Genomic DNA, 23,234 nt, shown 5'->3' on the forward strand with positions numbered 1-23,234 from the left:
AAGGAGTACGACACCCACGTCCGTCGGTACCTGTGGGGCGGACGTTTCTGGTCCGGCTCCTACTTCGCCGGTTCATGCGGAGGGGCGCCGCTCACTGTCGTACGCCAGAACATCGACAACCAGCAGCGTCCCGTGAGCTGAGGCCAACAGTGCAGACGCGCGTCCATGATGCGGGTCAGAGCAGCCTTGAAATGCGCTTCACCACCGCCCTGAAGGACGGTGCACTGCGCAAGATCAGAGGTAGACACGACACCGGGGTGGCCGGCTCGCCCGGGTGGGCTCAGCGGCGCAGGGCGGTCTCCCGCTGCATGTGCAACAGTTTGTCGGGATTGCGCACGGCGTAGAACCCGGTGATGAGGCCGTCGTCGATGCGCACCGTCACGACGGTGTCGATCTCGCCGTCCTGCCGGAGAATCAGCGCCGGGTGGCCATTGACCTGCACCGGCCGCAGCCACACCGCGGTGATCCTGCCCAGCCCCGCGGCCAGCAGGCGGCCCACCTTGTCGGCCCCCACGACGGGCCGTTCAGAGCTGGGGACGGGCGGCACCGAACCGGGTGTCCTCGCCAAGCGCGGTCTCCTGCGCGAACGCGGCGTACGAACTCGGGTTCACCAGTGCGTCGGACGTCGGGATGGTGCTGTAGCGGGGCATGGTGACGCCGTTGCTGATGGCCTGGGGCTGCTGCACGCCGTCGACGACCTCACCCGACCACTCGGGCACGTCGATGTCCGAGTCGAAGCGGAAGTGGCACGCCTCGTGGATCAGCGTCGCAGCCCGGCCGTTGGGGCCGCGGAGGGTCGAGAACTTGTCGCCGACCTCGGTCAGTACACCAGGCCGGGTCTGCGCCGAGACCGTCAGCCCCGGGGTCCACTGGAACTGGTCCGGGATCGCGGTGAGGCGCTCGCGGATCTGCCGGAGTCGGTCGCGGACCGTGTCGACCACGGTCGCGTCCGGGGCACTGGTCATGAAGTGGTGCCCGAACGCCGTCAGGGTGGCGGGGGCGAGCGGTGTGGCGGCCACTGCCGCCTCGGCCCCGCCGATCCAGGTCAGGGCGAGCTCGACGGCGGATCCAGCATCCAGCAGCGGGAAGAGCCCGTTCCACAGCCCGACGACGTCGGCCGGATCGGTGACGGTGTTGTCGACGACCTCCCCGTTGAAGTCGTAACGGCAGTAGACCGGCGCGTTCACGACGAAGCCGCCGCTCGGGTTCTGCCGGCCGTCCCTGTCCACCCTGGTGGTGACGGTGCGGAACAGGTACGCCTTGGTGCCGAAGGACCGCAGCCCGGTGATCTCGCCGTCCAGGTCGTGGGTGAAGTCGCCGCTGGTGTGGAAGTTCGGGCCGATCGCCTTCGGGTAGTTAGCCGAGGCCGCGTTGGCCTGCCAGTCGAAGCGGACGTAGTCCGGGCCGTGGAAGAAGTAGGCGAAGCCGCTCTTCACCCCGCCGCCTGGGAAGACAGCGTCGAGCGTGGTCCAGTCGGACGGCAGGTCCCAGTTGTCCGCTGTGGAGGCGGGGTCGCCGTCGGGCTGCAGTCCGACGAGGCGGATCCGCTGGTAGTTGCCGCCCTGGAAGATGTACTCGAAGTCGCTGAACGCCCGTTGTCCGAGCAGCGCGCCGTCCAGGTCGCGGTCGAAGGGAGCGGGGAACAGCGGCTGCACCGGCGCGCCCACGGTGGCTACACGGTCCGCCACCCAGTCGTACGTCACCGACCAGCCGCCGGAGAAGATGACACTGAAGCGCGGGTTGTCGTCCGGCGTGGGCAGTGCGCCGGCGATGCGGACGGTGGAGGACATCGTGATCCTCCTAGAGGTACTGGATCCACCTAGAGGTAGGAGAGGGAGGGGCAGGGGTGGTGGTCAACCGGGACGTCGACCGGTACACGGGGCACAGCAGCCTCCTTCCACGCTAGCCCCCCCGGGTACCGGCCCGCACCGCCGCCGACCGCGGTCACCGACAGCCCGATGGGCTCGGGATGCGCCCCGCTCACCCGTTCGCCATACTGAAAAGGCCGTATCCGGCATCTGCCCATCGGCCATGTTCGGCATCTGCAGCCATGTCCGGCATCTGCCCCCCACCGGAAGGCAGCGCCCATGACGACCGAGCGCTTCTTCATGCTGCGGGTCGAGGATCTGCTGCTGATGTTCGTCGAGACGACCAACCTCCGGCGGGACGGGGCGCTTCTCGTACGTGAAGACCCGGACGCCGACGCGCTGTTGACTTTCACCGTGCCGGCGCAGCACATCAGCGAGACCGTGGTTCCCCCGCCCGAGGTCTCCGGTTTCCCGGAAACCGTGCCCACCTTCGTCTCGGGCGACAGCACGCTGGTGTTCAGGCTCCCCGACGGGGAGAACTCCGTCGAGCTCTCCGTGACCGCGCTGCTGGACTGGAATTTCCTGGAGTCGTTGAGCGTCCCCGCAGGCTTCCCCGACGACCCTGCCGTCCCCAATGTCTTCGGGGGCGTCCCCCGCACCCTCATCGAGTTCCCGACCCGGGTGATGCTCGGGCACATGGGACAGGTCGTCTGGCGGGTCCCCACGGAGCCGGTGGTCCTCGGCGGACGCTGTGAGCTCTTCAACGTCGCATTGCGCGGACCGTTCGACAGCGACGTGCTGCTGCGCGCCGTCGCGACTCCACGCGACCGGCCACCGCGCACCGACCTGCCCCTCACCGAGGACAACCTGATCGATCTGGTCGCCCTCACCAGCGATGATTCCCTGGTCGGCGTGAACGGCGGGCCGGTGCGCCAGCCCCTGCGCGCCGAACGCTTCGTCCTCACCCCGCTCGGCGCGTCCGTGCGGATGGCGGGCGAGTGGGAACCGGCGGGCCTCGGCCTGCAGGCGTACCACCACAGCGCCGAGCTCGGCCGCGACCAGTTCGTGCAGGTCGTCGAGCGGGGCTACCTCAGCACCGGACATCGGGCCCTGCTCGTACGCACCAGTGAGCGCAAGTTCTCCACCGCTGGTGACGGCACGTCCACCGCCTACCTCCAGCAGGAGACCCGTATCACCGTCAGCGAACCCGAGGTCTTCTACGGGCCGGGGGCCGGCTACCGCGACCACGAGGGGCGGGAGATGGCGTTCGCGTCGCTGCGCATCACCGACACCATGACGCCCCCGGTGGTCGAGTCGTTCGACGGCCCCTTCTGGGTCACACGGCAGGACACCGGGCTGCCGTACCGGTTCGGCTTTCTCGGCACCGACCGCGCGGGACGCACCGTCACTTTCACCATGCCGCTGGTCTTCGTACGCGCCCGCGACGCCGGCAACGGCAGCCTGGCCGACATGTACCGCGACCCCGCCTTCCAGGACCGCCGGACGGCCGGCCTCAACGGGCAGCTCGCGGCGCTCGCCGAGCCGCCCGATGACGCGCCCGGAGCCACGACCCTGCCCGTTGGCTCGGTCGTGCTGACCATGGCCGAGGCGCCCGGCCGCCCGCTGCGCATGCTGCCCGCCATGCAAACCGCGCAGGTACGGGTGCCTGCCGCGGAACAGCTGACCGGGCTGATCACCGAACGCCAGGTCACCCTGCACGACGCGTATCTCGCCGCGGGTACGGACGGTCAGGCCACCGGCGCCTTCCTCAACCTGCTCGACGAGGTGCCGGTCAGCTTCGCGGGCGGCAAGGGCGGCGGAATCGCCCGGCCGGACACCGTGGTGCAGGCGGTCACCTCCCGGGCCGGGCTGCTTCCGCGCGACTTCGCCGGCCTCCAGGCGGCCGCCCAGGGACTCTCCGTCGACAAGCTCCAGGAGATCTTCGGCACGGCCAAACTGCTGGGCGTGATCGACCTGTTCACCCTGCTCGCTCCGGTCGAGCCCGCGGACCTCCGCGAGCTCGTGCGCCTGGACGACGACGAGATCCTGCGCCGGCTGAGCGGGCAGTCCTCGAAGCTGCTGCCGGTACCGATCATGCGGGCCCGCGAACTCGCCGCGGGCCGTGAGGTGCGGTACCTGTGGAAGCCTCGGCTCACACCGGGCTCGGTGTCCCTCGACGAGGCCGGCATCGCCACGATCGAGGTATCGGGCGCCTCGTTGAGGATGGAGGCCACCACCACCGTCTCCGCCAAGGCCGTGGAACAGTCGGCGGTACGCGGAGAGTTCACCGGCTTCGCCCTCTCCTTCGCCGATATCGTCACCGTACGCATCGGGCGGCTCGCCTTCACCACGCGTCCGGGCAGCCGCCCCGACCTCACCGCCGCCGGGCTCAAGGTGGAGTTCGCGAACGCGCTGCAGTTCGTCAACGCCCTGAAGAACCTGCTCCCGGCCGACGGCTTCGGCAAGGGCGCATTCACCGAGGTGCGGCCGACGGGCATCACCGCGGGCTACTCGCTCGCCGTCCCGGCCGTCCCCTTCGGCGTCTTCTCGCTGACCAACGTCACCCTCACCGCCGCACTGACCGTCCCCCTCGACGAGCGTCCGGCCTCGTTCCGCTTCTCCGTCTCCGAGCGGCACCAGCCCTTCAACCTGAGCGTCGCCCTCTTCGGCGGCGGCGGATTCTTCTCCATGATCGTCAGCACCCGGGGCGTGGAACTCGTCGAAGGCTCCCTGGAGTTCGGCGGAAACGCCTCCCTCGACCTGGGCGTCGCCAGCGGTGGCATCCATCTGATGGCCGGTATCTACTTCGCGCTGACCGCCAACTCCGTCACCCTCACCGGTTACCTTCGCTGCGGCGGCTATCTGTCGGTCCTCGGGCTGGTCACGGTGTCGGTGGAGTTCCGACTTCAGCTCACGTACGTTGCGGACGAGGCGAACGGTACGTCGGAGGTGTTCGGCGAGGGGACCGTGACCGTCAGTGTGAAGGTGGCCTTCTTCAGCAAGTCCGTCAGCCTCGGCCTGCAGCGCCGCTTCGGTGGTTCGGCGCTCGAACCCGGGTCGCGGGGACTGCGCGAGGCTCCCCTCGGCACCGGCTTCGGCGACCTCGTCGGACCAGCCGACTGGGACCGGTACTGCCTCTCCTTCCACTCCGACGCCTAGCCGTCAACGGGAGGCTCCCGTGAGCAGACTGCAACGCATCCAATGGGTCGTCCTCCCCGCCGGTGTCTCCCCGGACGGGACGTCGGCCAGGATCTCCGTCTTCGTCGCGCCCCGGCTCGGCGCCGACCAGGAAGTCACCCTCGCCGACTTCCCGGACTTCCTCGACTGGCCGGCCCGGCTGGCCACCGCCCAGTTCTTCGTCGACGTCACCGACCGGGACGGCACCCCCACCGACACCGAGATCGGCCCGCTCGACCGGATCGGCCCACCCCCTGAATCCGCCCTGTGGAAGCGTTTCTTCGCCCGCGAAACCCTGGTCGTCCCGTTCGAGTTCGACGACTTCAGAAGCACGGTCAAGGTGTCCTACCCGGCGAAGCGGCTGGCCGACGACACCCGCGTGGCCTTCGCCGGAGCCGCCGCCCAGTTCCCCGACGAACTGCCCACCGCCACCGACATGAGCCAGACCATGGGTTTCGCCGCACCCGGCGATATGACGTCCCGGCTGCAGAGCATCGCCGGGGCCCTGGCCGACGCCGATCAGCTCGCCCTCGCCGATCCCGACGGCCCGGCCCAGCCCGAGCTCAGCCCCCAGGACGCCTTCCTCGCCTTCCACCAGCGCGAACTGCCCTTCACCGAGCTCACCGGAGGTTCCGCCGTACGGTCCGATCCGCCGCCCCGGCCGACGACACCGGTGATCGACTTCCATCAGATGCTGTCCTCGCTCGGTGACCACCCCGCACTGCTGCGCCGGCTCGGCCTGGTCGTGGACCTCAGCGTGCCGGTGGAGCAGCTGAAGCCCACCCGCGGCACGCTCGGTCTGGCCCTCTCCCCGCGCTTCGCCTCCCTCCTGCCGGATGCCGCCACCGAGGACCTGACGCCCGCCACCCGCTACGTCCTGGTCCCCGGCGAGGAGTTCTGCGCCGCCTCCGCCGGCAGCGACCCGCTCGGCCCACCGGCCCGCGGACTGATGGCGCTGCCCGAGTCCCAGTACTCCCTCGAACAGGCCGATATCGACGGCGTGAACCTGAAGCTGATCGCCGCGGCCGGGGCGTCCCAGGTGCCCGGCGACGTCTCCCCGAACTTCCCCCAGAACGTCTCCCCGAACGGTCCCCAGGACGTCTCCCCGGACGGCACCCGGGCGGAGCCGACCACTCCGCCGAGCGTCCGCACCACCGGCCTCGCGCTGGTTCGAGGCGGCCGCGCGCAGAGCCTGCAGGAGGACTTCCGGCACGCGGCGGCGCAGCAGCAGTCCGTCACGGACGGCAGTCCGGCGCCGCTGACCGCCGAGGACCTGGTCCGCGGCCACCGCATCGACGTCTTCGACGAGAGCAGGCAGCGGTGGTTCTCCCTCCACGAACGCGTCGTCGACTACCACTCGCCCGGCGTCGCCGAACCGCTCGGCACCGTCACCGACGAGGGCTTCTTGCAGGTCAGCCTGGCCCAGCCGGAGGGACCCGTACCGCGCATCCACGTCCACGAGCACGTCGTCAGCTGGGACGGCTGGGCCCTGTCCGCGCCGCGGCCCGGCAAGGCACTGGTCGAAGCGGGGGCTGATGACAACGAGGGTGCCGGCGCGGCGGCCGGTCCGCGCCGCATCGCGAACCGGGCCGCCACCACCATGCCGTTGGAGATCGAGGCGCAGACCCGTCCCGGATCGCTGCCCCGACTGCGGTTCGGCCGCTCGTACCGGTTGAGGGTCCGTACCGTCGACCTCGCGGGCAACGGGCCCACCCTGGAGGACGCCGAGCGGCTCATGGACCAGGACGTCCTGCTGCTGCCCAACACCGGCGGCGAGGTGTTCCGCCGGTACGAGGCGGTGCCCGCGCCCGTCCTGCTGCCGCGGGCGCCCCTCGCCGAGGGCGAGTCGGCGCACCGGATGGTCATCCGCAGCACCAAGGAGCAATCCCCCCAGGAGTACGCGGACCAGTTCAACGCCGCCCCGCCGGTCTCCGGCGGCGCGCACCAGCCGCCCTACCGGCCGGCCGACGAACGGCACCTCGTCGCCCCCAAGAGCTCTGTGGAGTGCGTCGAACGGCACGGCCTGTTCGACGCGGCCATCGCCTCGGCAGATCCCCAGGCCCGCAGAGCCGCGTACGACCTCGCCGTCCGCGAGAGCGGCCGGCTGGACGACCCCGGCCTGGACGGAGTCACCGTTGTCGACCTGCCGGCCTCCGGTGACGGCCCACCGCAGCAGTACGTCGTGCACACGGGCGAACGGATCGAGCTGCCCTACCTGCCCGATCCCCTCTCGTTGGGCGTGGTCTTCCACGGACTGTCCGGAAACCCCGAAGACCGCCTCGAGGTCCCCTGGGACGGCCCGGCCTGGCACGCCCCCAGGTCCCTGCGGCTTCGCCTGGTCGAGGGCACCGCCCCGCCCCAGCTGGACGCGGCCGCCCGCGTGCTCACGGTCTCCCTGCCCAAGGCCGCGGTACGGACCGTCCGGGTCAGCTCGAAGTCCGCCGTGGTCAACGAGAAGATCCTCGGCATGCTGCACTGGTGCCGGGACGCCCTCGGCGGAGACGCACGCTTCGAGCAGGTGATGGCGGCCGCCCGCGCCCACCGGCACTGGATGCTCACTCCCTGGCACGAGCTGACCCTCGTCCACGCCGTACAGCGCCCCCTGAACACACCGGCCCTCACCCTCTTCGACATCGACAGCCGCGTTCCCGGGGACACCCAGGAACACCTGGCAGGGTTCGTCGACCTGGACCCGCCCAGCACCCAGCGGATCGATCTGCTCGCTCACTGGACCGAGCGGGTCGACGACCTCAACGAGCCCGGGCCGCGGGACGAGCCGCTGGAGATGGCCGCCCCCGTCTTCCAGTTGCCGCTCGCCCTCGCCACCCCCTTCGACGACGGTGTCGACATCAACAACACTCCCAGTACCCTCACCGACACCGCCCTCTTCTTCAGCACGGCGGCCGCCGAAGCCGCGGCCCATGACCAGGGCATCCTCCCCGCCACCCCCGAGGCCCAGCAGTTCGGCGACACCAAGCACCGCCTGGTGCGCTACGAACCCGTGGCGACCTCGCCCTTCGGCGACTGCTTCCCGCCCGAGTTCACCGAACAGCCCGAGCGGGATCTGCTGTCCCTACGGGGCGAGTTGGTGGAGCACGTGGTCCTCAGCAGCGCCCAGCCGGCCGCGCCCCAGGTCCTCGACTGCTTGCCCACCCTCGCCTTCGAGACGTCCGGGAGCCTGCCCGGCCCCTTCACCCGGCTGCGACGCGGCGGCGGGCTGCGGCTCTGGCTCGCCCGGCCGTGGTTCACCTCCGGCGACGGAGAGCTGCTCGCGGTGCTCGTCACCGACGAGGGCATGGAACCGGAGCGCGGCTCCGACCCGTTCATCTCCGTGATGGGCCGCGACCCCATGCACCGGTCCGCCCCGGTCTCCTTCCCGACCGCGCAGCACTTCCCCGGAGCCACCGACGTCCGGACCTCACTGGTACTGCCGGACCCGACCGCCTTCTTCGACGGATTCACGGTGACGGCGGTGGGGTACGCGCCGCAGTTCGACGAAGACAGCGGCCTCTGGTTCTGTGACCTGGATCTCGACACCGGCGAGGCGTACTTCCCCTTCGTACGCCTCGCATTGGCCCGCTACCAGCCACACTCGCTGGAGGGCCAGCACCTCTCCCCCATCGTGCACACTCCCGTCCTCAGAACGCTGCCGAAGCGGCTGTTGACGGCCGAGGGAACCGACCCGCTGACTCTCACCCTCTCGGGACCGAACTACCTCACCGATTCCCTGGTCCCGGAGGTCATAGTGTCCCTCCAGTCCCGCGATCCCGCCCTCGAGGACGAGGCCCTCGCCTGGACAACGGCCGAGGGGAGCGAACTGTTCCTGGAGACCGAGGACTCCCACAGCCATGTACAGACCTACACCGGCCAGTTCCCCCTGCCCTCGCCGCTGCCACCCGGCCCACTGCGGCTGCTGGTGACGGAAGAAGCCCTGTCCGGCTCGGACTTCGCCCCGAGCGAGGACTTCGGCCCGCTGGGCAGACAGCTGATCTACAGCGACACCGTGCCGCTGTAGCGCCGATGCCCTGCTATCAGACGTCGTCTATCAGATGTCGCCTATCAGATGTCGCCCTGCACCAGGGCATGCAGATGCTCATCGTGCCACCCGTCCTCATGCAACAGCGCGCTGCGCATCGTTCCCTCGAGAGAGAAGCCGGTCTTCGCCGCCACTCGGCACGATGCCGGGTTGGCCACCGCATGGCACAGCCGGAGCCGGTGCAGGCCAAGGTCGTCGAACGCCCACTGGCTGAGCCGCTTCACGGCCTCGGCCATGACACCGCGGCCGCGTCCTGCGGGCAGAATCCAGTACAGGATTTCGGCACTGCCGCCGGCGAGGTCGATATCACCCCAGCCGGCCAGGCCCACGGCCTGACCGCTGCCGGGCTCAGCAATGGCCCATATCGCGCTCTGCTCGTCCCGCCAACGCTCATGCATGCGCTCGATCCGCTTGCGCGCTTCCGTCGGCGAGGGCACGACCAGTCGGTTCCACTGGCGAATCGCCGGATCCTGGCCGGCGGTCACCAAGGTGTCCGCATCGCTGACGCGCCAGGGGCGCAGCTCCAGACCACCGGGGAGGGCGAGCACGGGTTGTTCCAGCTCGGCCATGTGGCCTGCGGGAACGACGGGCGGTGTGGGTGAGGTGATCACCGCGGCATCGTGCCACAGCCCGACATCGGACAGAACCCGTAATCCGGTATCCCCACCATCAACCCGGCGAACCTTCACCGGTCACGGCACTAGACAGTTCCGTTTTGACCAGTTGGCCGTCGTCGGTCCGGGTGTGCCGCAAGACCTCGGCGGACACAACCTCTTCCCCCCTCGTCACGGCAGAGTTGCTGCGCGCGGTGCGTGATCATGAGTGCATGACGACGTGGTTCCGCAGTTACTGGGACGAGGAAGACACCTGGTTCTACTTCGAGGTTGGCGACGACGGCTGGGTCAGCCGACAAGCCGAACTCCGAGGGGCCGAGCTTCGGCCCGTCGCCGCCGCCCGGGACACGGACCCCGACATGCAGTACGGCATCACCGCCGAGTGTCCCGTGTCCGAGTGGGAAGGCCACGCGCCGGAGCCGTTGACGGCTGAGCACTTCGAGAGCGTCTGGAATACCGCACGACATCAGCTCGCGGCGCGCTTCACCTGAGCCGGTGAGCCGGGGCACTCCCCTCACGAACCCGACCGCTTCGCCCGGTCAGTGCTGCGGATGCGGGTGTCTGTGGAACAGGGACCACCGCTGCTTGGCTGCGGTGCCCCGGGTAAGACGGCCGGCCGCGACACGCAACTGGATGGCGTGGAACACCTCCACGGCACCCAGGACGATGGCCATGATGCCCGCTACCAGGGTGAGCGCGGCGATCGAGCCGAACGGTGAGACGATCAGCACGATGCCTGCGAGCAGCGTGAGGATTCCCAGGAAGAGCTGCCAACCACGTGCGGGTATGTCGGGAGACGAACCCGCGGTCGCCGTCATCATGATGCCGCGCAGCAACCAACCGAACCCGATCCAGAGGGCGAGCAGCAGGATGGATTGCAGGGTGCCCCGGAAGCAGACGAGCCCGAGGAGTACGCAGAGCGCTCCTGCGATGAAGTGCAGTGCTCGCAGATGTCCAGGAACATGTGCGCCGAAGGCCGCGGCCAGTTGGAAGACACCGGCGACCAACAGGTAGATGCCGAAGACCACTCCGACGACTCGCAGTGTCCCGCCCGGCCACGACAGAACGACCACACCCAGAGCGATCGACGCCAGACCGATGGTGACCAGGGCCTGCCAACCGAGGTTGGCTATGGCGCCCAGGGCTTCGGCGCCCGGGGAGGTGCCTTGTGGCTGTGGCGGGCTGTTGCCGGAGGATTCGGAGGGGGATGTCATGCCGCCCACCTCTCTCATGGAAAACAGCATGGTCGGCTGAAGACACTTCCATGGTCACCCCTGCGGCCCTGTCCCGCTCGGGGAAGGACGTCGTCCTACGGTGCGCCGGAGCCGTCGTCGCAGCGGTAGCGCACCCGCGCCCTGCCTGGAGCCGGGGATTTTCCGGAGCCCCCACGTGCCCGCCGGGATCCATGGGGGCTCCTGGGCTTCGTTCAGTCTCCTCGTAGCGCGATCTCAGTCTCCTCGTAGTGCGGTCTCAGTCTCCTCGTAGCGCGGTCTGCTCGCACAGCGCCGAGTCGAGCACGTCGACCATCTTCGGGGACTCGATCTGGGCGTTGGTCAGCACCGAGGCATGGCGGCCGTCGGGGGTGACCAGGGTCATCGAGATGTAGCCGGGCGCCGAGCCGCTGTGTCCCCACGCCGTGCCGCCGCAGGGCAGGTTGTGGCTGCTCAGGCCGAGACCGTAGCCGTCACCGCCCCCGCCGACGGGGACGGTCTTCCGCATCTGGGCCAGGCCCGCCGGGGAGACAACCTTGCCGCCGAGGAGCGCCTGGTCGAAGGTCGTCAGGTCCTGCTGGGTGGAGATCATCGCCCCCGCGCTGTTGAACAGGGAAGGTTCCAGATCCTTGGTGGCGTCGACCCACAGGAAGACCGGGCCGAGGCGGCCGCCCTTGTACCCGTGGACGTACGGGGCGGGGAGCGACCGGTCGCCCGCCTTGGGCAAGGTGGTCTCGCGCAGGCCGAGCGGCTCGATGATCCGGCGGGTGATCACCTCGCCGACCGGCAGGCCGGTGACCTTCTCGATGAGCATGCCGGCGATCTGGTAGTTGGTGTTGGAGTAGTGCCAGGCGGTCCCGGGCGCGGAGGCCGGGGGGAGGCGCAGCCCGTCGCGTACCAGCGCGGCCAGGGTGTAGGTGCCGTCGGGGCTGGGCTTCGGCTGCGGGGTGTTGTTGGTGGGGATGCCGCTGGTGTGCTGCAGGAGCTGCCGGACGGTGATCTTGTTGCCGTCGTAGCCGTTGCCGTCGACCACGCCCGGCAGGTACCGCTCGATCGGTGTGTCGAGGGAGACCTTGCCTTCGTCGACCAGTTGGAGGACCACGGCCGCGGTGAACGTCTTGGTCTGGCTGGCGGCACGGAAGTGCTGGGTGGGCTGGATGGGCTGCTGGGTGTTGACGGTGCCGGTACCGGCGCTGAGATGCCATGAGCCGGTGTGGTCGCCGGCGTAGACGCCCGCTCCCGGACCGGTCTGTGCCTGGAAGGCGTTGAGCGCCTTCTGGGTGGCGGCGTGGTCGTCGGCCGGGGCGGCCTGCGCCGGTACGGACAGCGCCAGCACGGCCGCAATCGCCGTGCCGCATAAGGCCGCAGGTCGCCGGACACGGATCTGCTGTCTCACTTGTTCTCCTCATGGAAAGCGCGGAATGCAGGCAACGGAACACAGGGAACGTAATACGCGGGAATGGAGGACAGGTGAAATGAGGACAGGTGAAATTCTTTGGTCCAGGCGCTTCATGCACGAGATCTTCCCCGGCCAACCCCCGCCCTACGGGGCGCCGATACCGACCCTGGAGCTGGAGCGTGACCTTGAGGCGATGGGGTTGGCGGATCTCGCGGACCACGTCGTCAGCAGCGCCCGGCCGACCCCATTTCTTACCCGCTGTTCATCCCTGCTTCGCTTTCCTGGACCTACCGGAAGGTAACGTTCCGTTTCAGTAGCAATCAGTGGCAATAAGTAGCAATCGCCTACAAGAGTAGGGAGGCATACTCCGTGCACCCCAATTTCCCTGCATCTCCGGCGAATTCCGCTCCGAGCGGTACGTTTCGCTGTTATGTCGAGGCCATTGCTCACGCACTGTCCAGCCGCCCCTCCGAGCCGGTGATCACCGCCGCGGACGGCCGACAAGTGACCGCGGCCGAGCTCCGTGACAGCGTGTACCGCGTCGCCCGGGAGCTGACCGCCCGGGGCATCGGGCGCGGCAGCACCGTCGCGTTCTTCACCGGCAACCGCCCCGAGGTTCTGGTCGCCCGCTACGCCGCCAACCTGCTGGGCGCCAGAGTGGTCTCCCTCTATCAGGGCATGTCCCCCGACACCCTGGCCAAGATCGCCCGCAGCGTCGACACCGACCTGCTGATCCTCGACCCCGACTGGTCTCAGGCCGCCGAGCGCCTGCTGCGCCTGGCCCGCCCGCCACAGGTGTGCGCCTTCGGGCCGAGCCCGCTGGGCGAGGACCTGCTCGCGCACGCCGCGCGACACCCGGCCGACCCCGTCCCCGGCACCGCCCGCCCCGAGGACGACTGGTGCATCCGCCATACGGGAGGGACCACCGGCGTCCCCAAGGGCGTACGGATGCCGCACGGCCCGTACGAGGCCATGCTCGCCTTCGGCTCCATCGACGCCGGCGCGCCACCCCGGTTCCTGGCCTGCACACCCCTCGCCCACGTCGCGGGCAACATCGCCGACGCCACCTTGCTGGCGGGCGGATCGGTCGTACTCCACCGGGAGTTCGACCCGGACGCGGTGCTCACTACCGTCGAGCGCGAGCGGATCACGCACCTGTGGCTGCTGCCGCCGCTGATCTACCGCCTCCTTGACCACCCCGCCCTGGCCACCACCGACCTGAGCAGCATCCGCCGCATCAGCTACGGCGGCTGCGCCGCCTCCCCGTCCAGGCTCCGCCAGGCCCACGAGGTGTTCGGGACGGTCCTGTACGGCGGATACGGGCAGTCCGAAGCGGGCGCCGTCACGGTCATCGGGCCGCAGGAACACCAGGACATGCCCAGGGACGGGCAGGCCACGGTCGGGCGGGCGATACCGGGCGTCGAGATCGCCATCCACGACCCCGAGGACGGCAGCCCCGTACCGGCCGGTCAGGTCGGGGAGATACGGGTGCGCTCCGGACAGGCCATGACCGGCTACTGGCAGCGGCCCGATCTCACGGCGCAGGTCCTGCGCGACGGCTGGGTGCACACCGGAGACCTGGGCTACCTCGACGTCGACGGCTACCTCTATATCGTCGACCGCCTCAAGGACATGATCGTTGTGGTGGGCGGCCACGTCTACACCCACGAGCTGGAGGACCTGCTGCTCACCCACCCGGCAGTCGCCCACTGCGCGGTCTTCGGGGTGCGCGGCGCGGACGCCGCCGAGGAAGTGCATATCGCGGTCGTCCCGGCGGCCGGGCACCGTCCCGAGCACGGCGCGCTCCGCGACTTCGTCACCGAGCGCAAGGGCGCGATGAACGCCCCGGCCGCCGTGCACCTCGTCCCGGACATCCCGCTCACCCCCGTCGGCAAGCCCGACAAGAAGCGGTTGCGGGCCACGCTCGGCACCTGACCCTGGTTCGCCGACCCTCACGATCTCCCGCCCCCGAACGGGCGACCGGACGCCCAGGAGCGCCGGACCGGCGCCCCGGTGGAGATCATCGCCAGCGACGGGCCGCCCCTCCCCCGATGGGGCGGCACGCCACCGGTGTGACGTGGGACCTCAGCGCACCGCTCCTCGCAACGCTCGCGAGTGCGTGAGTCCCCGGCGACGGCCGGCAGGATCAAGAACCGTCCGCCAGGTACACTCCCCAACAGAATGGATCATTCCAGATCACAGCTGTCCGCCGCCATCCATCCAACTGGATGGCGAGCACGAATATACGCACCGTCGCCCCGTAGGCGTCAAGTTCGATAGACTCGACCACAGCCGGTTCGACACTTGATCATCCAGTCGAGTAGATGAGGCTAGAATCAACCGCCGTCAGCGGTGACCCGGCGACGGGATGGGAGAAGTGATCACGGCGATGGGTGACCAGCCGCCCGCCGAGGGGCGCACCATGGCCCAGAAACTGGGCTACCTGATCGAGACGCTCCACCCCAAGGACCGCGGGCCGTACAGCTATCAGGAGATCGCGGAGCTGATCCGGCAACGGGCAGCGGACGGCGGACCCACGGTCTCGCACGGCACCATTCACAACATCGCCATCGGCAAGGTCACCAACCCCAGCGTCGACTCCCTGCGAGCGCTGGGGGACTTCTTCGGCGTCGGGGCTCGCTACTTCCTCGACGACGAGGCCACCGCCGCTGTGGACGCGCGCATCCGGGAGATCCAAAAAGGAGCGGAGCGAGCCAGGGCCGGCAACGAACTGGCCGACGCCCTGGAGGACAAGGACGTCCGGGCCGTGGCCTTCCGCCTACGCGGACTGTCCGCCAACGCACTTCGGGGCATCAAGAGCATCGTCGACGGCGCCCGCCAGGCCGAAGGCCTGCCGGAGGTCGAGATCCGCAGGTCCCGGCGTCACGGGCAGCCACAGTAGCCGCGGTCTCCGCCCTGCCCGTGCCCCCTTCCGGTCAACCCGTACACTGGTCGACCGGCGTCACTGGCTGCCCATAAGCCCGTGACCGAAGACAACGGCCTGGAACAAGGCGACCCCGAGCAGTCCAGCCGCCGCAGGACGGAAATGGGAAGTGGCAAGGCATGCGGTGGTGGAAGCGCCCGGTCAGTCCCTGCGTCGCCGCGGCAAGTGAGCTGGAGATCCCGCACCCCTTCGACCTGAAGGTCTTCTGCGAGTCCATCGCTCAGCAGCGCGGCCGCCCGCTCCTTCTCCTCCCGCTCGACGGATCACCGGACCCGGACCTGCCCTGCGGCATCTGGATCGGTCTGGACACCGCCGACCTCGTCTTCTACGACGCGACCGCCGCTGACATCCTGCGCGTCCAGATCATCCTGCACGAGATCTCGCACATGCTCCTCGGTCATGTCGCCCCCCAGCTCGACGTGGGCGAAGACGCCACGGAGGAGGAACTGGCCGCGGTGAGTGACCACTTCGAGAGGTTGCTGTCACGCACCACCCAGGCCGTCGACACCCTCGGCCGGCCGGAACTCCCGATCGCGGAGATCATGCGCGCCGAAGCCGACCGCATCCGTGCCCTCACCGCGGCAGCACGGCCCATCGACAGCGAGCTCGGCCTGTCAGCCGACCGCATTCTCCATCTCCTCGGACGCACGAAATTCGCCAATCGCCAGGAGAGGGACGCGGAGACCCTGGCCACTCTCATCCTGGAACGGGCCAGTCGCAACGAGGCACGTCCCACTTCCGACGAGGCGACCAGTGTCCTCACCCGCCTCAACGACACCTTCGGACATCCGGTACGCCGATAGCATGCACCCCTTCAAATTCGTCGTCCTAGCCGCGCTCTGGACCGTGGCCATATGGCGTCTGCCGTCCGCGGTCCGCGTGGTCAAGCACCGCCCCGTGTGGATCGCCTTCACCTCCGTGGCCGCCGCCATGACCCTGGGGCACCCTGCCGTCGAAGGGCTCCTCAACGGAGCCACCGGCATCAACAACCTGGCCACGCTGGGCAAGAACCTGCTGGGCATCCTCGGCTGTAGCGCGATCCTGCAATTCGTCATCTCCATGGCCCGCCCCCAGGCCACCCGCACCAGCCTCCGCGTACTCACCGCCTTCGGACTCATCGGCGCGTCCGCACTCACCTTCCTGTTCGCCCTCACCCCACGCCCCTACAACGCCGACAACTTCTTCGCGGCGCACACCGGCTCCCCACTGGGCACCGCCTACTGCAGCGTCTTCCTGGGCTACCTGGGGGTCAGCATGACGATCGCGACCCGGCTCTTCATGGGCTACAGCCGCCATGCCGGAGCCGCCTGGCTCCGCCTCGGGCTCCGCCTCCTGGGCATCGGCACCGCCGCCGGCGCGCTCTACACCGCCTTTCGCATGGCCCACATGCTGACCCGGCTCGCAGGCCACCGCTTCCTCACCGACGACCGGACAACCCAGACCGTCGCCGACATCATCGAGTACACCGCCATCGCCTTCATCATCATCGGCAACTCGATCCCCGCATGCGGCGTGCTGTGGCGCAGCTTCAGCGACTGGCACACCCTGCGCCGGCTCCGGCCCCTGTGGAGCTCCCTCACCGGCGCGGTGCCCGACATCGTCCTGGACACCCCCCACCACCGCGGCCCGCGGATCCGCCTCCACCGCCAGGTCATAGAGATTCGCGACGCCACCCTGATCCTCGCCTCCTACGCGCCCCCGCACCTGCGCGAGCAGGCCGACCGCCGTGCCGCACAGGCCGTACCAGACGGTGAGCACCGCACCACACTGGCCGAGGCCCTCTGGCTGCGGGCCGCGTGCGAGGCCAAACATGCCGGAGCCCGACCGCTGATCGACTCGGCCGATGAGCGCCCGGTCTCCCCGGAGCATCCCCACTCCGACTCGGACTCCCACCCCGAATCCCACCCCGACGCAGACTCCCACCCCGAATCCCACTCCAACTCCGACTTCAACTTCGACTTCGACATCGAGGTCGCACGCCTCCGGCAGCTCTGCGAGGCGTACCACTCCCCCACCGCCGAAGCCTTTGCCACCGAACACCGGCTGGAGCACATATGACGACCGGCACCCACCCCCACACCGACGCGGCCGGCGAATCCCGCACGGCGCGCCTGATCACCGACGGCCTGGAACCGAAGACCTGGATCATCGCCGTCACGGCACTGATGGGCTGGCACGCCGACCGGCTCGCCGGTATCGGCTGGGGCCTGGTCGCCGCGCTGTTCTCCGCGGTGATCCCGGTCCTGTTCATCAAATGGGGCGAGAAGCGCGGCCACTGGGGCGACCGTCACGTCCGGCGCCGCCAGGACCGGCTCATCGTCATCCCCGGCATCATGGCCTCGGTCACCGCCGGTATCGCCCTCATGACGCTGCTCGGCGCACCGAGCGAGATGACCGCGCTGGTCATCGCGATGCTCATCACGCTCATCGCGATACTCGTCATCACCCTCGTCTGGAAGGTATCGGTGCACACCGCCGTCTCCTCCGGCGCCCTCACGATGCTCGCCCTCGCTTACGGCCCCTGGGCCCTGTGCGCCTACCCCTTGGTCGCACTGGTCGGCTGGTCACGCGTCAAGCTGCGGGACCACACCCTCGCCCAGGTCATCGTCGGCACCCTCCTCGGCCCAGCGGTCGCCGGCACCGTGTTCTCCCTTCTGCGCTGAGGTGGTGGAACCGAGGGCGGCGAGGAGGTGGGTGGCGAGGTCTTCTGGGGTGGGGTAGTCCCAGATGAGGGCGGCAGGAAGGGAAAGTCCGGTTGCGGATTGGAGGTGGTTACGGAATTCGACGACGCCGAGGGAAGTGAAGCCGAGATCGGTGAACTGGGCGTTCGGGGGGACCGATTCGGGGGTGTCGTGGCCGAGGGTGGCGGCGGCGCGGGCGCGGACCCAGGCCGTGGTGAAGGCCAGGTGGTCCTCCGCGGGTGTGGTCTTCAGTTGGTCGGGGAGCGGGAGTTCGGCGGGGGGCAGGGCGGCTGCTGTCGGGGTCTGGCCGGGGGTGGACTGCGCGATGCCGCGGTAGAGGGGGGTGTCGGCGGCCGGATGACTGTGCCAGTCGAAGTCGGCGATGAGGAGGGTGTGGGAGCCGGGGACGAGGGCTTGGTGCAGGAGGTGGTCTTCGAGGGTGGTGGGGAGTGGGCGCATACCCGGTGCCGGGGTGGCCGTGCCCGGCCAGGTGGTGATGAGGGTGGTGGCGTGCAGGCCGTGTTGGCGGCGGCGGTGGGCGAGGGCCTGGAATGCCTCGGTGAGGGGAGCGCTGTCGGCGTCCGGGGAGGTGATCAGGGCGAATGCTTCCAGGGTGGAGAGTGTGCGGCGGTCGGTGGTGGTGGTGAGGGTGTTGAGGTGTTCGGTGAGGGCGATGTGAGCGACGGTCGAGTCGTGGTCGTGGTCCGGGAAGGCGAAGTGGACGACGGCGGTGAGGGGGCGTTCGGGGGGCAGAGTGGTCAGGGTCGTGGTGAGAGTGGCGGCGAGGGTGTAGAGGCCATGCGGCCCGTAGTGGCCATCCAGCCCGTCGAGGCCATGCGATCCGTCGAGTCCATGCGGCCCGTCGAGTCCATGCGATCCGTCGATGCCGTGGCAGACGGTCACCTCGACGCCCAAGGCGTCGGTCTCCCGTCGTACGGTCGCTGAGAGTTCCGTCGCGGTGTCCGCCGTCGCGCCCATGGGGGCGAGGAGGATGTGGGCGGCGCCATGGCGGGCGAGCCAGTGGGCGGTACGGGCGGCGGTGGCGGGGTCCAGGGTGCCGGAGAGGAGGGCCGTGCCGCCCGGGAGCCTAATGTCGGGAGTGGACGGGCCCCGGGGTGCGGGGACGAGACGGCGGGCGGACAGACCGGAGGTACGGACCGCCAGTTCGTTCTCGTCCGATGCCAGGGCGTGGACCAGGAGTTCGGTGGCACGGTCGTCCAGGTGGGAGGGCAGGTCGACGATGCCGTGGAGGGGGGCAGGGGTGGAGGTGCCCGTCAGGACGCGGAGTTGGGCTTGGGAGGGGTGGGTGAGCGGTTCCGACGGCGAGACGGACACTGCACCGGTGGTCACGGTCCAGACGGGGGCTTCGATGCCGTCGGCCGCTATGGCGTGGAGGAGGGCGGTCGTCGGCTCGATGACGTCTCTCTCCTCCGTGGTGCCGGTCTCTGCCGTGGCCTCCGTCCTGCCCGTGGCCTCGGTCTCTCCCGTGACGGTGGCCAGTGGGAGGAGGGAGAGGACGCCGGAGAGGGATTCGGTGACGGTGGGGAGGCTGTCCGGGGTGTGGACCAGGGGGTGGGCGCCGTGGGCGGTCAGGGCGTGGGTGATGCGGGTGACCGTGTCGGGGTCGGCGTCGGGCGGGGTGACCACCAGCCAGTTGCCCGACAGCGACGCGGGCCCGTCGTCGCGGAGTGGCTTCCAGGTGATGCGGTAGCGGAGGCCGTCCAGGGTGGGGCGGGTGTGCTGGTCACGGTGCCAGGAGGTGAGGGCGGGGAGGACGGCGCTCAGGGCGTCCTCGTCGACGTTCAGCTCCTCGGCGAGTGCTGCGAGGTCGCCGCGTTCGAGGGTTTCGCGGAGGTGGTGGAAGGCGTCGTCGGCGGCGGGTGCCACGGGCTCGGGGAGCTCGGTCTCCAGCCAGTAGCGGCGGCGCTGGAAGGGGTAGGTGGGGAGCTCGACCCGGCGGGCTCCCGGGAAGAACGAGGACCAGTCGACGCGTACACCGGTGACGTGGAGGTGGGCGAGGGCGGCGAGGGCCGTCTGCTCCTCGGGGCGGTCGCGGCGGAGGAAGGGGATCAGGACGGCGTCGGATCCGGACGGCAGGCAGTCGCCGGCCATGGCCGTCAGTACGGCGTCCGGGCCCAGCTCCAGGAAGACGCGGGCGCCTTCACGTTCCAGCGTACGGATGCCGTCGGCGAAGCGGACCGCCTCGCGGACATGGCGGACCCAGTACTCCGGCGAGCACAACTCCTCCGCCGTCGCCAGCTCGCCCGTGACGTTGGAGACCAGCGGCAGGGCGGGGGCCTCGTAGGACAGCTCGGACGCCACCTTGCGGAAGTCGTCCAGCACGGCGTCCATATGCGGGGAGTGGAAGGCGTGGCTGACCCGGAGGCGCTTGGTCTTCACGCCGCGGGCGGTGAGACGGTCGGCGACGGCCGTGACCTCGTCCTCGTCGCCGGAGATCACGACGGAGCGGGGGCCGTTGACCGCTGCGACCGACACACCGGTCACGCCGTCCAGTTCCGCTCGTACCTCGTCCTCCGTCGCAGCGAACGACACCATCGCGCCGCCTGAGGGCAGGGCCTGCATCAGCCGGCCGCGGGCCGCGACCAGCCGGGCCGCGTCGGCCGGCGAGAACACCCCGGCCATATGTGCGGCCGTCAGCTCGCCGATCGAGTGGCCGGCCACGTAGTCCGGGCGGATGCCCCACGACTCCACCAGACGGAACAGCGCCACCTCGACCGCGAACAACGCGGGCTGTGTGCAGCCGGTCCGGTCGAGCGCATCGGCATCCTCGAAGATCATCTCGCGTAGTGGGCGGTCCAGATACGCGTCCAGCTCAGCGCATATCGCATCGAAGGCATCGGCGAAGACGGGGAAGCGGTCGTACAACTCCCGCCCCATGCCTAGTCGTTGCGCTCCCTGCCCCGTGAACAGCACCGCCAGCGGGGCCGTTTCGGCCGCCGTGCCGGAGACAGTGGCGGCCGGTGCCGATGTTCCCTCGGACAGCATCGTCAGGCCGCGCAGGAAGTCGTCGCGCTCGGAGCCCAGGACCACCGCGCGTTCGGGGAAGGCCGTACGGGTGGTGGCCAGGGAGTGGCCGATGTCGTGAAGGGAGGGGGCGGAGTCGGCCGGGTGGGCGGTGAGGCGGGCGAGAAGACGGGTGGCCTGGGCGCGGAGGGCGGCGGTGTCCTTGGCGGAGAGAATCCAAGGGGTGATCGTTCCGCACTGTTCCGCCTGCCCGGGGCTCCGGGGCGAGGGTGCCGGGAGCGGGGATGCCGGGAGCGGGGGCTGTTCGAGGATGGCGTGGGCGTTGGTGCCGCTGACGCCGAAGGAGGAGACACCGGTGCGGCGCGGGCGTCCGGCCTCGGGCCACTCCCGGGACTCCGTCAACAGCTCGACGGCACCGGCCGACCAGTCCACGTGAGTAGTCGGCCGGTCCACGTGGAGGGTCCGCGGCAGTACGCCGTGCCGCATGGCCATCACCATCTTGATGACGCCGCCGACGCCGGCCGCGGCCTGGGTGTGGCCGAGGTTCGACTTCAGCGAGCCCAGCCACAGGGGCCGGCCGGGCTCCCGCCCCTGGCCGTAGGTGGCCAGCAGGGCCTGGGCCTCGATCGGGTCACCGAGGCGGGTGCCGGTGCCGTGTGCCTCCACCGCGTCCACATCGGCGGCGGAGAGCCGCGCACTCTCCAGCGCGGCGCGGATGACGCGCTGCTGGGAGGGGCCGTTGGGGGCGGTCAGGCCGTTGCTGGCGCCGTCCTGGTTGACGGCGGAGCCCCGTACGACCGCCAGCATCCGGTGTCCGTTGCGCACGGCGTCGGACATACGCTCCAGCAGGAGCATGCCGGCACCTTCGCCCCAGCCGGTGCCGTCGGCCGCGTCGGCGAAGGACTTGCAGCGGCCGTCGGTGGCCAGCCCGCGCTGCCGGCTGAAGTCGATGAACACGCCGGGCGTGGAGAGGATCGTGACGCCACCGGCGAGTGCGAGATCGCACTCGCCCTGCCGCAGTGACTGGGCTGCCAGATGCAGGGCGACCAGGGAGGAGGAGCAGGCGGTGTCCACGGTCACCGCGGGGCCTTCGAGGCCGAAGGTGTAGGAAATCCGGCCCGAGACCACGCTGTTGGAGGTGCCGGTGCCCAGGAAGCCCTCGACGCCTTCGGGGACGGAGATCGGCCGCGCCGTGTAGTCCTGGTACATCACGCCCGCGAAGACACCGGTGCGGCTGCCCCGCGCACGCTGCGGGTCGATGCCCGCCCGTTCGAACGCCTCCCAGGAGGTCTCCAGCAGCAGGCGCTGCTGCGGGTCCATCGCCAGGGCCTCGCGGGGGGAGATGCCGAAGAAGGCGGCGTCGAACTCGCCTGCGTCGTAGAGGAATCCGCCCTCGCGTACGTACGTGGTGCCGGGCTGGTCCGGGTCCGGGTCGTACAGCGCCTCCAGGTCCCAGCCGCGGTCGGTCGGCGGCACCGACACCGCGTCTCCGCCGGAGGCCACCAGACGCCACAGGTCCTCGGGCGAGCGCACCCCGCCCGGGTAGCGGCAGGCCATGCCCACGATGACCACCGGGTCGTCGGTCTCACCGGCAGTGGGGCGCCGGGCCGTACGGGCGGCGGACCCGGCCGCCGCGCCCCCGGACCCCAGCACCTCACCGCGTACGAAGTCCGCCAGTGCCAGCGGCGTGGGGTGGTCGAACACCAGCGTCGCCGGAAGCCGCAGTCCGGTCGCCCCGCTCAGCCGGTTGCGCAGCTCCACGGCCGTGAGTGAGTCGAAGCCCAGGTCCTTGAAGGCGCGGGACGCCTCCACGGACGCCGGCGAGGCGTGGCCGAGGACCACGGCCACCAAGGAGCGCACCAACTCCAGTATGTGGGACCGCTGTTCCTCATCCGGCAGCCCGGAAAGGCGCTGTGCGAGCACGGAGGCCGCGTCGGCCGCGGTACCGGTCCGGTCGTTCGCCGAGCGCCGGGACACGGTACGGACGAGGCCGCGCATCAGGGGGTGTACCTCCCCACCCCGCTTGCGGAGGGCGCGGAGGTCCAGATGCACGGGCATGAGCACGGCGTCGTCCGTGCCCAGTGCCAGGTCCAGCAGCTCCAGGCCCTCGCCGGAGCGGAGCGGGGTCATGCCGGCCCGGGCCATACGGGTCAGGTCCCCGTCGTCGAGGTGGCCGGTCATCGCACTGGCCTGCTCCCACAGGCCCCAGGCCAGGGACTGGGCAGGCAACCCCTGCGCCCGTCGGTACTGCGCCAGCCCGTCCAGAAAAGCATTGGCCGCCGCATAGTTGCCCTGACCCGCACCACCCATCGTGGAAGCAAAAGAGGAGAAGAGAACGAAGGCGGACAGATCCAGCCCCAGCTCCCGCGTCAACTCATG

The 23,234-nt window shown here is 70.0% G+C and carries 14 protein-coding genes and 1 pseudogene; 9 read left to right on the forward strand and 6 right to left on the reverse strand.

The annotated features are described in order from the left end of the window. Positions 1-141 (forward strand): transposase (locus ACFY12_RS35475; protein ID WP_390720130.1); only part of this gene is annotated, 141 nt, incomplete at its 5' end. Positions 142-280: 139 nt separating this feature from the next. On the opposite strand, the pseudogene ACFY12_RS35480 reads toward ACFY12_RS35475, so the two are convergent. Together ACFY12_RS35480 and ACFY12_RS35485 are read right to left on the reverse strand one after the other, a co-directional pair. After that, positions 281-523 (reverse strand): annotated as a pseudogene (locus ACFY12_RS35480) (RNA polymerase subunit sigma-24); the annotation flags it as partial. Position 524: 1 nt separating this feature from the next. Then, positions 525-1,790 (reverse strand): hypothetical protein, encoded by a 1,266-nt coding sequence (locus ACFY12_RS35485; RefSeq protein WP_390720118.1) that lies wholly within the window; start codon positions 1,788-1,790, stop codon positions 525-527. A 297-nt stretch (positions 1,791-2,087) separates the two neighbouring features. Between ACFY12_RS35485 and ACFY12_RS35490 the strand changes: the two genes are divergently transcribed. Both ACFY12_RS35490 and ACFY12_RS35495 read left to right on the forward strand, forming a co-directional pair. Then, positions 2,088-4,967 (forward strand): hypothetical protein, encoded by a 2,880-nt coding sequence (locus tag ACFY12_RS35490; RefSeq protein WP_390720119.1) that lies wholly within the window; start codon positions 2,088-2,090, stop codon positions 4,965-4,967. 19 nt (positions 4,968-4,986) lie between these two features. After that, positions 4,987-9,000 (forward strand): hypothetical protein, encoded by a 4,014-nt coding sequence (locus tag ACFY12_RS35495; protein ID WP_390720120.1) that lies wholly within the window; start codon positions 4,987-4,989, stop codon positions 8,998-9,000. 44 nt (positions 9,001-9,044) lie between these two features. On the opposite strand, the gene ACFY12_RS35500 is transcribed toward ACFY12_RS35495, so the two are convergent. Continuing rightward, on the reverse strand, positions 9,045-9,590 hold the full coding sequence (locus ACFY12_RS35500; RefSeq protein WP_390720131.1) for a GNAT family N-acetyltransferase: 546 nt from the start codon (positions 9,588-9,590) through the stop codon (positions 9,045-9,047). A gap of 257 nt (positions 9,591-9,847) precedes the next feature. Between ACFY12_RS35500 and ACFY12_RS35505 the strand changes: the two genes are divergently transcribed. After that, on the forward strand, positions 9,848-10,126 hold the full coding sequence (locus tag ACFY12_RS35505) for a hypothetical protein (protein WP_390720121.1): 279 nt from the start codon (positions 9,848-9,850) through the stop codon (positions 10,124-10,126). Positions 10,127-10,174: 48 nt separating this feature from the next. Here ACFY12_RS35505 and ACFY12_RS35510 read toward each other — a convergent pair whose 3' ends face one another. Both ACFY12_RS35510 and ACFY12_RS35515 read right to left on the reverse strand, forming a co-directional pair. After that, complete coding sequence (locus ACFY12_RS35510) at positions 10,175-10,849, reverse strand: HdeD family acid-resistance protein (protein WP_390720122.1); 675 nt, start codon at positions 10,847-10,849, stop codon at positions 10,175-10,177. A 256-nt stretch (positions 10,850-11,105) separates the two neighbouring features. Further along, a complete protein-coding gene (locus tag ACFY12_RS35515; RefSeq protein ID WP_390720123.1) occupies positions 11,106-12,242 on the reverse strand; it encodes a serine hydrolase domain-containing protein in 1,137 nt (378 codons plus the stop codon). Between the two features lie 372 nt (positions 12,243-12,614). On the opposite strand from ACFY12_RS35515, the gene ACFY12_RS35520 reads away from it, so the two are divergent. The 5 genes from ACFY12_RS35520 (at position 12,615) to ACFY12_RS35540 (ending at position 17,852) form a co-directional block, all read left to right on the forward strand. After that, entirely contained in the window at positions 12,615-14,180 is a 1,566-nt protein-coding gene (locus ACFY12_RS35520; protein ID WP_390720124.1) for an AMP-binding protein, read from the forward strand. A 454-nt stretch (positions 14,181-14,634) separates the two neighbouring features. Continuing rightward, complete coding sequence (locus ACFY12_RS35525; RefSeq protein ID WP_390720125.1) at positions 14,635-15,147, forward strand: XRE family transcriptional regulator; 513 nt, start codon at positions 14,635-14,637, stop codon at positions 15,145-15,147. 161 nt (positions 15,148-15,308) lie between these two features. Next, on the forward strand, positions 15,309-15,992 hold the full coding sequence (locus tag ACFY12_RS35530; RefSeq protein WP_390720126.1) for a hypothetical protein: 684 nt from the start codon (positions 15,309-15,311) through the stop codon (positions 15,990-15,992). 1 nt (position 15,993) lies between these two features. Beyond that, the gene (locus tag ACFY12_RS35535; protein ID WP_390720127.1) at positions 15,994-17,247 is read left to right on the forward strand and encodes an MAB_1171c family putative transporter; all 1,254 of its coding nucleotides are present in this window, start codon (positions 15,994-15,996) and stop codon (positions 17,245-17,247) included. Beyond that, positions 17,244-17,852, forward strand: coding sequence for a hypothetical protein (locus ACFY12_RS35540; RefSeq protein WP_390720128.1), 609 nt, complete (start codon positions 17,244-17,246; stop codon positions 17,850-17,852). Before ACFY12_RS35535 ends, ACFY12_RS35540 begins: the two co-directional genes overlap by 4 nt. Here the strand turns inward: ACFY12_RS35540 and ACFY12_RS35545 are convergent. After that, positions 17,754-23,234, reverse strand: a 5,481-nt coding sequence (locus ACFY12_RS35545; RefSeq protein ID WP_390720129.1) for a beta-ketoacyl synthase N-terminal-like domain-containing protein, incomplete at its 5' end; no start/stop codon positions are given. The genes ACFY12_RS35540 and ACFY12_RS35545 overlap by 99 nt on opposite strands.

This window comes from Streptomyces sp. NPDC001339 (assembly GCF_042895955.1).
In the GTDB taxonomy this organism is placed as follows: Bacteria; Actinomycetota; Actinomycetes; order Streptomycetales; family Streptomycetaceae; genus Streptomyces.